Below are 15,184 nucleotides of genomic sequence, written 5' to 3' on the forward strand. Positions count from 1 at the left end.
TTGGGGAAGAAGTGACAAAAATCTTAGCTAAACAAAATAATTTAGGTAAAGACGTTTCTGATCTGTTCCAGGTGGGGAGAAACGGCATAGATGCAGCATTTTTATCGGAAGGGCCGCCGCCAAAGTTAACGATTTTTGAATCGAAGGCATCAGATTCCGCTAGTTTTAGTTACTCGAATAAACAGAAAGAGGGCGGAGATAAGTACTTCCAAGGCATGGTTAACAGCAAAGATTCTAGGTATGCCAGTTTTAAAGGTAACTTAGCGAAACTGAGGGAGGAGAATCCTGGTCTACAATTCGATTTTATTAGAGTTGAAACAGATATCAAGATCACTGATATTGGATTCGGCGTTGATGAGTTACAGGTAAAGGACTGGAATAAGAAAATAGAGTAATTCATAGGGAGGATGCAATGATGAATCAAAAAAAGTTAGAAATGGCTTTTAAAAGATATAGAAAAAATTTTGTGGATGGAATCAAATTTGAAGATGTGAAAGATGAATATAATGTCAGTAGAAGAGAGATTGAGAAAATCGTTGAGCAAAATGAAACAGAGAAAGATCACATACTATTAATAAATCTAAGAAGAATTTTCTCATATCACTTGTCACTATGGAAAAATGATGTATTGATCAGCGGTGGAAACAATGTAGAAGGATTAAAGAACATGCAGAAGGTCTTATTTTACCAGTGCATGGGACAGGATCTCTATACAAGCAGGTATCCTGGGATGATGTTGGAATATTTGTTTAGCGAAGTCGTCTTCACATTAGTTCATTTTGCAATGTATGGATGGGAGAAAGAAGAAAATATATTATATGATTTTATTGCTCATCACTTCGGTGGAGATTTAATAGACGCCAATGAAGAGGACAGACATATTTGGTTTTTGCTAGAGCTGTACTTGCAGTATAGAAATAAAACCATCATGGGAACGAATAAAAAATTGCATCTAGCCGTGATAAATAAGTTTAAGGAAGCTGAACTACAATGCGACTTAATCCCTGAAGACCTGAACATTTATGATGAAGTGCTGGGACGTTGGTCGACTGGTGATTTAGAAGAAATAGAACATCTAATTTCGATAATGTCTCAGTATCATTCTGTATTAGCTTCTGAAATCGGACAGCTAGATGAATTTGGCGATTTCGGATACGGATTTTATCCTTTTGAAATCTTATTCTTGATCCATGTAAGGAAACAACTAGGGTTGCCAGTACCTACTCAATTCGATAATTTTCTGATGAATACTCCAGAAGCGAAAATGGTATTTGGAGAACCTGAGCCATACCCTGAATGGGATCCCGTGCTTCAGATGATCGATCAATTTTATCGTAAAAACTACCCAGAATATATTCCTAACAAGCATGGAGAATTATTTCAATAAAAGGGAGGAAGCAAATATGCCGGATAAAGGGATAGCACAGATTATATTTCCTGATAGCAAGGATTTGGAAACGTTTTTGAAAGAGCAAGGAAGTTATGACTTACATGAAGACCTATTAAAATATGGATTAACGACGAAACAGTTTTTATACGTTGACTATAAAGGTGAGGAATACCAAGAAATTGTCAATTTTATTCTTGATTACGAATTTGCCCACCAAATTGAATTAGCAACACAAGAAGAACTCGAGAAATTAGAAGCATTTCATTATGAATTTTTACCTGAAAAGATCAAGGAGGTCAACAAAATACTGTCACCAAAGGGGTATGGACTATTTGCATATCCAAATTCGGGTGACTTCTTCGCACTATTCATTGGAAAAATAGAGAATATAACAAAATTGCTGCAAGAAGAAGTGCTGCACGATGATAGAATCCCTTTTCAAGAAAGGTGTATCAAGTATTATAGATAGATCTAAGATTGTACGTCTTCAGCCTTGACTCCGGTCAAGGTTTCTTTATAAGTTAATATCAAGATTGCATAGTTACCTAGAATGTGCTACTTTTGGCCATGTACGATTGTAATAACGCCATGTGTTAGGCGAAATGACATTTTATTGAAAAGACATGGAATGGACTTAAAACTAATGAATTCGTACAAGCTCGTAAGTTTTAATGTAGTAGTTCTCATGGCATATAAAAGGTGTCATACTGTTACTACAAAACTTACAAATTTATGCTTCATAAAACCAGTTGAATTTAAAGCACTTGATTGTCGATGAAAGACAACAAGTGTTTTTTTATTAATAGGGGAACTATAACTTCATAAAAGTGTTTTTTGCAAATTAAGGAAAATGCAAATTGCTAGTATAATTGAAATTAAGATAGTAAAAGCAGCAGACAACGTATCCGCTACCTTTAAAGATGTGGATTTATTTTTTAGTATGAAGGAGGATATAAATGAAACCTAATTATTTTTCAATTACAATGTATCCCACAGTATCTTTTAATCAAGAAGAGATACTTGGGCGTCTTTTGGATGTGTTTGAGTCAAATGAGAAATTTGCTCCTACTCATTGGGGCAACTGTGAAACGGTACGGGTAGAATATAATCGTGAGGAAATTATTGAAAAAGTGATTTCGGAGCGTAGGGTATCTGAAGTTCATCTCTATCGTGATAAATCTGTTAACTATAGAGGGAGTTTTAAAGTTAATTTGAGCCATGGTTCATTTTTGAATTTTGAGTTTCATAAATCTATACCCAAAAAATTATGGTCAGCCTTTTTTGAGTTATCTGACCAAATCGCAGAAGTTGTGAAACCACTTTATGGAGTGGCGCAAATTTGTTGGCCAGTACCCTATCCGTGGAATACGGAACGTGAACGTTTACTTATGTGGATGAATATATCTTCACTACCTATACCAGTCAGGTTTCTTCCCAACGGTCCCCTAGGGATAGGGGCTAGAACATATTTTGGAGGCCATATATTGGACATGTTTGGTAGGGATTTGTTACTAAATAGCCCAGCTGTGGTATCAGAACTGAATTGGGGTGGTATTTGCATGGATCTTTTAAAGAACCCATTAGAGGCTGATGGTGACATATTACTTGATAGTTGGTTACATGTGATGGAATATTTAGAACCAGCTCAAGTAATAGCTCTACCAAGTTTTGATGAGGATAGGATGGGTGTAACCTATTCTCCAAATGTTGCTTGGCAAGACTATCTGAAAAGTTAAATAAAGGGAGATAGTAATAATGAATGAGAAGAGTAATGATAGAATAAGAGTCATGGAAATATTAAATAGATCTCAATACAATGATGAGGTTATAGATCAGTTAGATATGAGTGATTTGGACCTTACTTTTTCAGATTTGTCAGAGGTAATGGGAGATCGTATTATGGCAAAACGAGTCATGTTAAGGGCTTCTTCATTAATGAGAGCATCGTTTTTTGATAGTGATTTTGAGTTGGCTGATTTCAGAAGTTGTAATTTAGAGGAAATACATATTGCAGATTGTAGGTTTGGTGAAGCGAATTTCTCTAAAGCGAATATGAAATATGCAAAATTGAATATAAGTAGTTGTTTTGAAACATGTTTTGATGAAGTTGATTTTTCATATGGAGAACTAGTTGGAACAATTTTAAATCATGCTACTTTTCGCCATGCGAATTTATCTGGTATTGATGCTACACAAGCAAATTGTGTTGGAGCAGATTTCAGCAGTGCTACTCTTACAGACGGTAAATTTGAAAAGACGGATTTGGAAAATGCAAATTTATCAGAAGTAGATGCTAGAAATGCAGACTTTACAAATGCAGATTTAACAGGAGCAACTCTTTTAAATGGGAATTTTACAGAAGCGGATTTTACCGGTGCTAAACTTGACAATGTAGTTTGGACAGGAGCAAATATAGAAGGCGCTAAGTTTGACGAAAATGTGAAGGAACAAGTATTAAAAATGATATAAGAAATTGATTTTGAATCGTATGTAAACTTGGCAAATAAGTTTTAATGTATTATTTGTCACGACATGTAAAGGGTGTCACAGTGTCACTATAAAACTTGCAAACTTAAAGCACTTGATTGTCTATGATAGGCAACAAGTGATTTTTATTTTAAGATGATGACATAGGGGAAATGTGGTTTATGTTTTGTTCTGCACAGCAGCTACTTATATATTGAAAAATTTAAATAGATTTATATATTTTAACCGTACTTTTAAATTAATAGCACTCAAAATTAGAAAGTAGGTAGTGAATGAATGTTAAAAATGAAGGAAGAGGATTTAGATTTTTTCGAAATAGCAAATAGAAATCGATTTCGTCCTGATAATGTAAAAATCTTCTTTTTTGGGGTCTTTTTATATACTTCTATACCGATGTTCATCATGTTTTTAGCTTTTTTGCTGAGTGGTGATAAGATTTTTTTAAGTCCTTTTGAGAAGATAATTGTACGAACTGAGGTAAAGCTATACGCTTTGGAATTCATTTTTTTAATGATATACATGTTTCCGAAGGTTGCTTTTAAATTACAGAAACTCCAAGCTATCGTGATGTTATTTTATTCTTTTCAGATAGCAACATTACCATTTATGGTTATGGTGGTTGGAGGAATATTTGATTTTCCATATAGCAATAAGACACTGGTTTATATTGGTTTAATACTATTGGGGGCAATATGTATTCACTTTGTAGAAATAATTGATGTTTTTAAACGAGCAAAACATGGAGGATATAAGTTGGAAGGAGGGACTGTCTCGTTTTTTACTAAAGCGACATCATATTTATGGATTGGTATGATAATCTATGTAGTGGTTCTGCTTGTATTAATTTTTATAAATATTAATTACGCATTTGATGACATGGAGTTTTATGTTGTACAAACAATAATATTATATATATTTGCTATTGAATCGGCAGAATTTGTCTTATTGGCGTATTGTCGATTCAAATTCCCATCATTCAATATTACATGGGAAGAGCATGAAAAAAGAAGACAGGAAAGGCTAAAGTTGTATAAAAAGAAGGAAAAGAAGAAGAAAAATAAAAAAAATATATCAGTGGAGAGTACACAAAGAAAAACCAAAAAGAAAAGCAAGAAACATATATACATAATTTTATTTATTCTTTTAATCATTGTTCCCACTGTAGGTCAAGGGCTAATAGACCGACAACTACTTAGAAACGGTGAACATAGACAAGCGGTCATGATAAATAAAACAATATACCAGGATACAATCTTTAGGAAAAACTGTCTTAGAGTCATGGTAGACGGAGAACTGGAAGAGATATACGTAGGAGACAGAACGTTTAAGAAAGCAGAAATGGGAGACATATTCGAAGTCATTAAGTACAAGGGGGAAATTGAAGTAAATCCTAAGTACGACTATAACGAGTAATATGTGTAGAGGTAATAAAGTTGCTTAATAATGAAGGTTATACGAAAAATATAACTGTTGCTTTGAAGTAAAGTTTGATTAAAAGCATCTTAATAAAGTGAAACTTCCATCAGTGGGGGTTTTACTGCCCACAAATGGCGGGATAAATCTGAGGGCATTAAAAAAGTCCATTGAAAGAGAAAAGAAGATCATCAACTACTATATCGTTGATGATCTTCTTTTGTTTTTTATATAGTCTCGTAGTTTCTATTACACTTTTTGTCTCATTTTTAACAGATAACCTCCTGCAATAATAAGTCCGATTCCAAAAAGAAGTAAGGACGGAAGTTTCATTCCAGTAGATGGGAGGTATCTTGTATTCTTACGTATAGGTTTATCTATAAGCTGCGTGTTTTTTGAAATCTCATTATTCGGGGTTTGTGGTTGATTTGGTGTTCCTGCTGTTTGCTTTTTCTGATCCTTCACTGTATGTTTAATAATTTGCCCATCTTCTTTAATTTCAAAAGAAAAGGTTTCATCATTAATAACGTAGCCATCAGGAGCTAAAGTTTCTTTGTAGGTGTATTTGCCGTAAGGAAGTTTAAATGTGGCAGTACCGTTTTGATCCGTTTTCCCTTTTGCGACTTCTTTTCCTTGTATATCATAGATAGTGAACTCAGCATTCGGGAGTTTCGTGTCGTTATTTGCACTGTCAACTTTTAAGATAATTAATTCTCCAGAAATCTTTTTATCCTTCACTGTATGTTTAATAATTTGTCCATCTTCTTTAATTTCAAAAGAAAAGGTTTCATCATTAATAACATAGCCATCAGGAGCTAAAGTTTCTTTGTAGGTGTATTTGCCGTAAGGAAGTTTAAATGTGGCAGTACCGTTTTGATCCGTTTTCCCTTTTGCGACTTCTTTTCCTTGTACATCATAGATAGTGAACTCAGCATTCGGAAGTTTCTTATTGTTATCTGCACTGTCGACTTTTGATATTTCTAGTTGTCCATGTATATTTTCATTTTTAACTTCTAATAAAGCAGTTTCACCTGTTTTTACTTCAATTTTTTTAGCTGTATTATCTAATATATAACCATCAGGCGCTTGAATTTCTTTTACGATGTAAGTTCCAATAGGAAGTTGATGCAATTCAGCGATGCCTTGATCATTTGTAGTGATATTTTTTTTGATATCACTTTTTTCACTTGAAACTTCAAATACAGCACCTTTTAAAGGTTGTTTCTTTTCTCCTAATTTCATAATTTGTAAAGATCCTAGTGTTTCCCAATTTACGACTAAATCTGTACTCATGTTTTCGCTATTTTTTTGTAGTAATACGCCTATATTTTGAACGATGTTTCCTCCATCAAAGGCAATGGCTTGTAAATTCGTTAATGTTGATTTTAATCTGAATTTGAAAGCCCCACTAGGTGTATTTTTAGGGATCAAAATTTTAAATTTTTCATTGATAGAAAATGTAGTTTTCTTCTCCCCTTTTTCATTTAAGATTTGGGTTCCTTGAGGTGCATTTTCAGTTTGAACGGTATATGTTCCAGAAATTGCGTTTGTTTGAATGGTATATAGACCTGTTTCTAAATAGTCTCCATTTTGTTTTGCAGTTTGGGGATCAGCTGGGTTTACATTAAAAACAATCTTTTGTGATTCTGACTCATCTTTAGATTTTTCGACTAATTGTTTCATAAGAGTATGTACGTTTTGATTCTTGGGTATTAAATCATCTACTTGTAATTGTCCCATAGCAATCCATATCGCTAATTGGGTGGCATAATGTGCTTCTGCTTCGTTAGATACACCTAATTCGGCAGGAGTTTTTTGTGGATATCCGTGTAATAGTATACGATATACTGGATCACTTGCGTTCCCCATTTCTGGTAAATCCTCACCGTTAGGGGTACGTAAGCCTAGTATTAAACAATATGCAACATTCCCTGATCCAGTTTTGAATAATGCCGCTTTAATTTCTTTGTCTTTTGATTTACTATAACTCCAATTCATTTGATAGTTTTCACGATGAATAACTTCGGCTTTGACTTGTGGAACAGAAACTCCTAGCAACATAATAAGTACACTTAACATGCAAACCCATTTTGCTAACATTTTTTGTTTCATTTCATTCTCCACCACCATTTATCAAATTTTATGGATAGAAAATCTTATATTTTTATTGTACTTGTTGTTCGAAAAAGAGAATAGGTGGTTTTTTTGTAAGTTTTTGTAATTTTCTGAAATTGAAAAATGTCGTGAAGGTTATGTTAAGTTTTACTAGAGTATGTATAATAATGGCAGGTGCGCTCATTTGAAATAACAACTTTAAATTAAATATATAGAGAAACAAAGGGATTTTTATAAAAAATTGGGGCGGGATTAGTATGGAGATAAAAGAAGTACATAATTTTAAGTTAGATTCGGAGTTCATAGTTAGTGGTCCAAATAAGTGGAATTGACAAAAGGAGCCCTAAGATAGCTGCACAAATCTACCACCAGACAGCGACATGTACATTTGGATTCAGAATTATGGGAAGACTAGGTAATAGTAGAAATAATATGGGTAAAAGAAGACGAGTTCCGTTTCCTTTAATCGGACGATACATTGCCCTAGTTCTACGCCATAAGACCAACGCAGCAACTATAATCACAATAGTGTAAAACGATGAAGCATTCATAATCTCACCTCTATACATAGTGTATTTCAATTATTTATATGGGAATTACAGATGGTTGAGCACTAGTATTCGTCTAAAGTGGAAAAAGATAAAACTACTTTATGAATATCATATATAGAATTTTGGGTTTAGATTGAAGTGATTCATAGTGAATATAAATAAGGAGAGGAAATGAAAGAATGGAACCTAAAATAATAAACATTCCAGCAAAAAAGATTGTTGGGATTAAGAGAGAAACAACTTTTGCAACAGATTCCGAAGTTACAAGAGAAATATGGAAAACATTTATGCCATTAAGAAATCGTATTCCTCATAGAAGCAACTCTTGTTTTCTTTCTATAAAGGTGTTGCATACACCTTTAAATATGAATGATATGAACTATGCTTATGAAAAGTGGGCTGCTGTTGAAGTTGAAGATTTTGAAACGGAGACTATTTCAGAATTGTCCACGCATACTTTAGCAGGCGGCTTATATGCTGTTTTTATTCATCGCGGAACGGCATCTGATATGAGCACTTTCCAGTATATTTTTCAAGAATGGTTACCAAATTCGAGTTATAGTTTAGACGTAAGAGAACATTTTGAGGTTATGGATGATCATTATCGTCCGGACGATGTAAATGCAAAAGAAGAGGTATGGATACCGATAAAGTGAAACTTCCATCAGCGGAGGGCTTACTGTCCCAAAATAGTGGGATAAAAGAAAAAATAGAAGTACTTAAGTAATGTAGCAAAGCTCCATAAAATTTGTATGTAACGAGATAATGTCAAAAGATTCAGAAAAAGCACCTTAAATAAGGTGCTTTTTCTCACTTTGTTAAAAAAAATTATATTTAATATCTCATTTTAAATACGTAACTTCCTGTAATGATAAGTCCGATTCCAAAAAGAGGTAAGAATGGGAACTCTGATCCAGTAGATGGTAGAGATTTTGTGTTCTTACTCACAGTTTTCGCTACAGGCTGTGGGTCTGCTGTAATTTCGTTATTCACAGTTTTTGATTGATTATGTTTTATTGTACTCACAGTTTTCGCTACAGGCTGTGGGTCTGCTGTAATTTTGTTAACTAGAGTTTCTGATTGTATTGTACTCACAGTATTTGCTACAAGGTGTGGTGCTACTGTAATTTCGTATTCCAAAGTTTCTGGTGGATCTGGTAATTTGGATATTGGTTTCTTCTGATTTTCCACTATATGTTTAACAATTTGCCCATCTTCGTTTATTTCAAGAGAGAAAATATTTTCGCTAAGTATGTATCCTTCTGGAGCTAATGTTTCTTTATATGTATATGTTCCATAAGGTAGTTTGAATGTGATAACACCGTTTGCATCTGTTTTCCCCTTGGCAACTTCTTCACCTTGTTTATTGTATACAGTAAACTCAGCATTTGAAAGATTCTTATTGTGGTCTGCAAAGTCCACTTTTGAAATTTCTAGTTCACCTTGCATACGTTTATTTTCCACTTCTAATAAAGCGCTTTCATTCGTTTGTACGTTCACCTTTTTAATTGTAGGATCAAGTACATATCCTTCTGGAGCTTGAACTTCTTTTACGAAGTAAGTGCCGATAGGAAGTTGACGTAATTCAGCAACACCTGTATCATTGGATGTGATCTGTTTTTGGATATCACCTTTTTCGCTTACAACTTCAAACACAGCGCCTTTTAAAGGTTGTTTCTTTTCGTCGAATTTCATAATTTTTAAAGATCCTAGCATTTCTTTTGGTACTTCCGGCACTGGTGTCTTTTTATTTTCTACTATATGTTTAACAATTTGCCCATCTTCTTTTATTTCAAAAGAGAAAGTATTTTCGTTAAGTATGTATCCTTCTGGAGCTAATGTTTCTTTATATGTATATGTTCCATAAGGTAGTTTGAATGTGATAACACCGTTTGTATCTGTTTTCCCTTTGGCAACTTCTTCACCTTGTTTATTGTATATAGTAAATTCAGCATTTGAAAGCTTCTTATTGTGGTCTGCAAAGTCCACTTTTGAGATTTCTAGTTCACCTTGCATGCGTTTATTTTCCACTTCTAATAAAGCGCTTTCATTCGTTTGTACGTTCACCTTTTTAATTGTAGGATCAAGTACATATCCTTCTGGAGCTTGAACTTCTTTTACGAAGTAAGTGCCGATAGGAAGTTGACGTAATTCAGCAACACCTGTATCATTGGATGTGATCTGTTTTTGGATATCACCTTTTTCGCTTACAACTTCAAACACAGCGCCTTTTAAAGGTTGTTTCTTTTCGTCGAATTTCATAATTTTTAAAGATCCTAGCATTTCTTTTGGTACTTCCGGCACTGGTGTCTTTTTATTTTCTACTATATGTTTAACAATTTGCCCATCTTCTTTTATTTCAAAAGAGAAAGTATTTTCGTTAAGTATGTATCCTTCTGGAGCTAATGTTTCTTTATATGTATATGTTCCATAAGGTAGTTTGAATGTGATAACACCGTTTGTATCTGTTTTCCCTTTGGCAACTTCTTCACCTTGTTTATTGTATATAGTAAATTCAGCATTTGAAAGCTTCTTATTGTGATCTGCAAAGTCCACTTTTGAGATTTCTAGTTCACCTTGTACATGTTTATTTTCCACTTCTAATAAAACACCTTCATTTGTTTGTACTTCAATTTTTTTAATTGTAGGATCAAGTACATATCCTTCTGGAGCTTGAACTTCTTTTACGAAGTAAGTGCCGATAGGAAGTTGATGTAATTCAGCAACACCTGTATCATCGGATGTGATCTGTTTTTGGATATCACCTTTTTCGCTTACAACTTCAAATACAGCACCTTTTAAAGGTTGTTTCTTTTCGTCGGATTTCATAATTTTTAAAGATCCTAGCGTTTCCCATTTTACTGCTAATTCTGTACTCATTTCTTCTTTACTTCTTTGCAATAATGTAGTTGTATTTTGAATGCTTCGTTTTCCATCAAAAGTAATTGCTTGTAAATTTGTTAGTGTTGATTTTATTCTGAACTTAAAATCTCCACTAGCTGTATTTTTAGGAATCAAAATCTTGAATTTTTCATTAATAGAAAATGTAGTTTTCTTTTCCCCATTTTCATTTAAGAGTTGAATTCCTGCAGGTGCATTTTCGCCTTCAATTGTATATGTTCCAGAAACTGCATTTGTTTGAATTGTATATAAACCTGTTTCTAAATAGTCTCCATTTTGTTTTACGTTTTGTGAATCAGGAGAATTTACATTGAAAAATACGTTTTGGGATTCTTCCCCATTTTTAGATTTTTCGACTAACTGTTTCATAAGAGTATGTATCTGTTGACTTTGTGGTACTAATTCATCTACTTGTAATTGTCCAAGAGTAATCCATACCGCTAATTGGGTTGCGTAATATGCTTCCTCTGGTGTAGATACACCTAATTCGGCTGGACTTTTCTGTGGATATCCGTTTAATAGTACACGATATACTTCGTCTGTTGCTCTCCCCATTTCAGGTAAATCCTGTCCATTAGGGGAAGGTAAGTTTAGTGATAAACAATATTCGATACTCCCTGATGCTCCTTTAAGTGTTCCAGTTTTAATTTCTCGATGTTTTAATTTACTATAACTCCACTTTATTTGAAATTTTTCTTTATGTACAATTTCAGCTTTTGCTTGTGGAACAGAAACTCCTAACAATATAATAAGCACACTTAACATAGAAAACCATTTTGCTAACATTTTTTGTTTCATTTCTTCATCCACCACCATTTATCAAATTTTATGTATAGAAAATCTTGTATTTTTATTACACTTGCTTCCGGTAAAAGCGAATAATTGATATATCTATCAAAGTTTCGCAAGAAAAGATTTAATAATTAGAAAATTTACACTATTTTTATCCTGTTGTAAATGACATTGTAAAAAAAAGACAAATATTTTTGTTTAATTTTGTCACTTTTCCGACAATTTAAGATGCAAGTATTTAATAAAAATTAAAATAGCATTATAAGTTGCATCTTTTTGAATAATATGCATTTGGTTATAAAGAGAACTGTCGGGCATAAAAGTAAAAATTTACAAGTAAATAGGAAAATATGTATATGCAAAATTACATATTGTTATTATAAATGCTATTGTAGAAAAAGAACAGATGTTTTTTGAATTTAATTTTGTCATTTTTTTGAAAATTCAAGATGCAATTGCTTAATAAAAATTATAACAGCATTATATGTTACAGCTTTTTGAATAATAGTAAACTTTGTGTATTTATTTATCCAAAGAACTGTTGGTGCATACAAGTAAATAGAGAAATATGCATATGCAAAATTACATATTGTCATTATAAATGCTATTGTAGAAAAAGAATAGATGTTTTTAATTAAAACATTGTCATTTTTTCGAAAATTCCAATGAGGCTATTTAGCAAAAAGTAAAATAGTATTGCAAAATGAATAAAATGAAACTTTATTCATTTTGCAATACTATTTTCATATCTTTATAGATGAATCTAATGCGATTATCATTACGTAAAGAATCATAGATGTTTTTATGGATAATATAGTTGAATGATAAATATGCTTCAGAAGAATGGAACACAATTAGGTAAAGAGCTAATATTTGCTATAGGAGTAAGAGATAGATAATATGAAAGTAACGCGAGTTATACGTAAAGGAAAAGAGTTAGAGCTATAGGTTAGCTTTCTATTTTTTGAAAGGAGAATATAGTATGGAAACAATGCCGAATTGGCTTATGCAACGTGCTTTTTTAACACCGGAGCGCATCGCAATTGAAACGAAGGAAAGTACGTATACGTTTTTGCAACTTCATGAGAACGTGCTTTTATGTTGTGAACATCTTGCTTATTTACAAGTGAAAAAGGGGACAAAAGTGGCTGTTCTGATGAAAAATAGTATGGAAATGGTGATTGCAATTCATGCTCTTTCTTATGTAGGAGCAGTCGCTGTTTTGTTGAATACACGTCTTTCAAGAGAAGAGCTACTTTGGCAAATGGAGGACGCAGAGGTATCTTGTTTGCTTACGGATGAAGAGTTTGAGGGAGCGCAAGTGCCTGTAAATTTATTTACAGATCTTTCGGCATTGCCGAAAAACAAGGTAACTGTGCAAAGTGAGTTTGTTTTAGCCGAGACGATGACAATTATTTATACGTCAGGTACGACAGGGAAACCAAAAGGTGTGATGCTTACGTACGGGAATCATTGGTGGAGTGCAGTTGGGTCTTCGCTCAATTTGGGGCTTCGTGATGATGATTGTTGGTTAGCGTGTTTACCGCTTTTTCATGTGGGCGGGTTATCGCTGCTAATGAAGAATATTATGTATGGTATGAGGGTGTTACTTGTTCCGAAGTATGATCCGGATTTTATTCATGAAGCGCTGCAAACGAGAGGTGTAACGATGATTTCCGTTGTCTCTAAGATGCTGACAGATTTATTAGAACGACTGCAAGAAGATACCTATCCAACGTTTCTTCGCTGCGTATTACTTGGCGGAGGACCAGCTCCAAGACCGCTTTTGGAAACGTGCGTTACAAAAGGGATTCCAGTGTATCAAACGTACGGAATGACGGAAACGTCTTCGCAAATTTGTACGTTGGCCGCTGATTATATGTTAACGAAAGTTGGTTCAGCTGGAAAACCGTTATTTCCATGTCAGCTTCGTGTTGAGCAAGATGGAAGGGAAGTTAGTGTAGGAATGGCCGGGGAAATTGTTGTGAAGGGGCCGAATGTAACGAGTGGTTATTTCAACCGTGAAGAGGCGACAAGAGCGAGTATTCACGATGGTTGGTTACATACGGGAGACATTGGCTACTTAGATGGAGATGGTTTTCTCTATGTGCTAGATCGCCGCAGTGATTTAATTATTTCCGGCGGAGAAAATATATACCCAGCGCAAATTGAGGAAGTCTTACTCATGCATCCTGCTGTTTTAGAAGCGGGAGTTGTTGGAGCGAGTGATGAGAGATGGGGACAAGTTCCTGTCGCATTTGTTGTGAAATCAAAAGAGGTAACGGCAGAAGAATTGTTTGCTTTTTGCGTGGAGAGACTTGCACGGTATAAAGTGCCAAAAGAAGTTCATTTTCTTTCTGATTTGCCGCGCAATGCTTCTAAAAAATTATTGCGCCGTGAACTACGGCAGCTGGCGGAGGAAATGTAAATGCGCATAAAAAAAGCGATCCTTCATGTAACAGAAATGCCGCTCGTTATTCCGTTTGCCGCAAGTTACGGGACGTATGAAAAGCGCGAAAGTATTGTAATTGAATTGATAGATGAAGAAGGGCGAAGCGGCTTTGGCGAAGTGGTTGCTTTTTCAGAGCCTTGGTACACAGAAGAAACAGTTCTGACAGCACTTCATATGCTGCAAGACTTTTTGTTGCCAGTGCTATTTGAACAGCGGCTGTCTCATCCTTCTGATGTTACGTCTCTTTTTCAACATATAAAGCGCAACAATATGGCGAAAGCAGGAATTGAGGGTGCATTATGGGATTTGTATGCAAAGCGTGAGAATCAATCGCTTGCAGCGCTGCTTGGCGGTACAAAACAGGAGATTGAAGTCGGTGTCGTGATTGGACTTGATACAATTTCTAATATGTTAAAACGAATTGAAATGTACGCTGAAGAAGGGTATAAACGGTTTAAAGTGAAAATCAAACCGGGCAATGACTATGCTTTGCTTCACGAAATTCGCAAAGCGTTTCCGACGATTCCGTTGATGGCAGATGCCAATTCAGCCTATACGTTGGCGGATGTGAAGCAGTTACAAAGGTTGGATGAATTTGATTTAATAATGATTGAACAGCCGTTAGCAGATAACGATTTTCTTGATCATGCCCGTTTGCAGCAGCAGATGGAAACGCCCATTTGCCTAGATGAAAGCATTCATTGTTTAGAAGATGCGAGAGTGGCCATAACACTTGGGAGCTGCCGCATTATCAACATAAAACCTGGACGAGTTGGCGGATTAACAGAATCCATTCGTATCCATGATTATTGTCAGCAGCATGGTATTCCCGTTTGGTGCGGAGGTATGGTAGAAATGGGAATTTCCAGAGCGCAAAATGTTGCGCTTGCATCGCTTCCGAACTTTACAATTCCCGGTGATATTTCCGCTTCTAGCAGGCATTGGAAGCAAGATATTATCTCCCCGGAAGTAATATTGCAACATGGGAAAATTGTAGTTCCTGAGCAAGTTGGGTTTGGTTATAACATAAACCGGGCAAGACTAGAAGAGATAATGAAACAATGTATTGTATGTGAGAGGTGA

General features: G+C 34.6%; 10 protein-coding genes and 2 pseudogenes. 9 read left to right on the top strand and 3 right to left on the bottom strand.

The features are described from left to right. Positions 1-11: 11 nt before the first annotated feature. From AB1280_RS21315 to AB1280_RS21340, 6 genes and pseudogenes are all read left to right on the top strand, one after another. Positions 12-395 carry a hypothetical protein gene (locus AB1280_RS21315; protein WP_429756912.1) on the top strand — a complete coding sequence of 128 codons (384 nt, stop codon included), beginning with the start codon at positions 12-14 and terminating at the stop codon, positions 393-395. Positions 396-412: 17 nt separating this feature from the next. Further along, entirely contained in the window at positions 413-1,387 is a 975-nt protein-coding gene (locus AB1280_RS21320; protein WP_429756913.1) for a hypothetical protein, read from the top strand. 16 nt (positions 1,388-1,403) lie between these two features. Beyond that, complete coding sequence (locus tag AB1280_RS21325; RefSeq protein ID WP_429756914.1) at positions 1,404-1,859, top strand: hypothetical protein; 456 nt, start codon at positions 1,404-1,406, stop codon at positions 1,857-1,859. A 487-nt stretch (positions 1,860-2,346) separates the two neighbouring features. Continuing rightward, the gene (locus AB1280_RS21330; RefSeq protein ID WP_429756915.1) at positions 2,347-3,126 is read left to right on the top strand and encodes a hypothetical protein; all 780 of its coding nucleotides are present in this window, start codon (positions 2,347-2,349) and stop codon (positions 3,124-3,126) included. 19 nt (positions 3,127-3,145) lie between these two features. After that, positions 3,146-3,859: a pentapeptide repeat-containing protein gene (locus AB1280_RS21335; RefSeq protein WP_429756916.1), complete on the top strand. Its 714-nt coding sequence runs from the start codon at positions 3,146-3,148 to the stop codon at positions 3,857-3,859. A 294-nt stretch (positions 3,860-4,153) separates the two neighbouring features. Next, positions 4,154-4,945 (top strand): annotated as a pseudogene (locus AB1280_RS21340) (hypothetical protein); the annotation flags it as partial. A gap of 594 nt (positions 4,946-5,539) precedes the next feature. Here the strand turns inward: AB1280_RS21340 and AB1280_RS21345 are convergent. Both AB1280_RS21345 and AB1280_RS21350 read right to left on the bottom strand, forming a co-directional pair. Beyond that, a complete protein-coding gene (locus AB1280_RS21345) occupies positions 5,540-7,402 on the bottom strand; it encodes a SpaA isopeptide-forming pilin-related protein (RefSeq protein ID WP_429756917.1) in 1,863 nt (620 codons plus the stop codon). A 296-nt stretch (positions 7,403-7,698) separates the two neighbouring features. After that, positions 7,699-7,956, bottom strand: a pseudogene (locus tag AB1280_RS21350) (CcdC protein domain-containing protein); the annotation flags it as partial. A gap of 179 nt (positions 7,957-8,135) precedes the next feature. On the opposite strand from AB1280_RS21350, the gene AB1280_RS21355 reads away from it, so the two are divergent. Further along, complete coding sequence (locus tag AB1280_RS21355) at positions 8,136-8,612, top strand: GyrI-like domain-containing protein (protein WP_429756918.1); 477 nt, start codon at positions 8,136-8,138, stop codon at positions 8,610-8,612. A 178-nt stretch (positions 8,613-8,790) separates the two neighbouring features. On the opposite strand, the gene AB1280_RS21360 is transcribed toward AB1280_RS21355, so the two are convergent. Next, the gene (locus AB1280_RS21360) at positions 8,791-11,655 is read right to left on the bottom strand and encodes a SpaA isopeptide-forming pilin-related protein (RefSeq protein ID WP_429756919.1); all 2,865 of its coding nucleotides are present in this window, start codon (positions 11,653-11,655) and stop codon (positions 8,791-8,793) included. Positions 11,656-12,631: 976 nt separating this feature from the next. Between AB1280_RS21360 and AB1280_RS21365 the strand changes: the two genes are divergently transcribed. Together AB1280_RS21365 and menC are read left to right on the top strand one after the other, a co-directional pair. Further along, positions 12,632-14,077, top strand: a complete 1,446-nt coding sequence (locus AB1280_RS21365; protein ID WP_429756920.1) for an o-succinylbenzoate--CoA ligase — start codon at positions 12,632-12,634, stop codon at positions 14,075-14,077. Beyond that, positions 14,078-15,184: an o-succinylbenzoate synthase gene (gene menC, locus AB1280_RS21370; RefSeq protein ID WP_429756921.1), complete on the top strand. Its 1,107-nt coding sequence runs from the start codon at positions 14,078-14,080 to the stop codon at positions 15,182-15,184.

This window comes from Bacillus sp. S10(2024), from assembly GCF_050473865.1.
Lineage (GTDB): Bacteria > Bacillota > Bacilli > Bacillales > Bacillaceae_G > Bacillus_A.

Excerpts from the sequence above, each read along its gene's own strand:
- AB1280_RS21365 (WP_429756920.1), top strand. The coding sequence starts at position 12,632 with ATGGAAACAATGCCGAATTGGCTTATGCAACGTGCTTTTTTAACACCG.
- AB1280_RS21320 (WP_429756913.1), top strand. The coding sequence starts at position 413 with ATGATGAATCAAAAAAAGTTAGAAATGGCTTTTAAAAGATATAGAAAA.
- menC (WP_429756921.1), top strand. The coding sequence starts at position 14,078 with ATGCGCATAAAAAAAGCGATCCTTCATGTAACAGAAATGCCGCTCGTT.
- AB1280_RS21355 (WP_429756918.1), top strand. The coding sequence starts at position 8,136 with ATGGAACCTAAAATAATAAACATTCCAGCAAAAAAGATTGTTGGGATT.
- AB1280_RS21325 (WP_429756914.1), top strand. The coding sequence starts at position 1,404 with ATGCCGGATAAAGGGATAGCACAGATTATATTTCCTGATAGCAAGGAT.
- AB1280_RS21330 (WP_429756915.1), top strand. The coding sequence starts at position 2,347 with ATGAAACCTAATTATTTTTCAATTACAATGTATCCCACAGTATCTTTT.
- AB1280_RS21335 (WP_429756916.1), top strand. The coding sequence starts at position 3,146 with ATGAATGAGAAGAGTAATGATAGAATAAGAGTCATGGAAATATTAAAT.
- AB1280_RS21345 (WP_429756917.1), bottom strand. The coding sequence starts at position 7,402 with ATGAAACAAAAAATGTTAGCAAAATGGGTTTGCATGTTAAGTGTACTT.
- AB1280_RS21360 (WP_429756919.1), bottom strand. The coding sequence starts at position 11,655 with ATGAAACAAAAAATGTTAGCAAAATGGTTTTCTATGTTAAGTGTGCTT.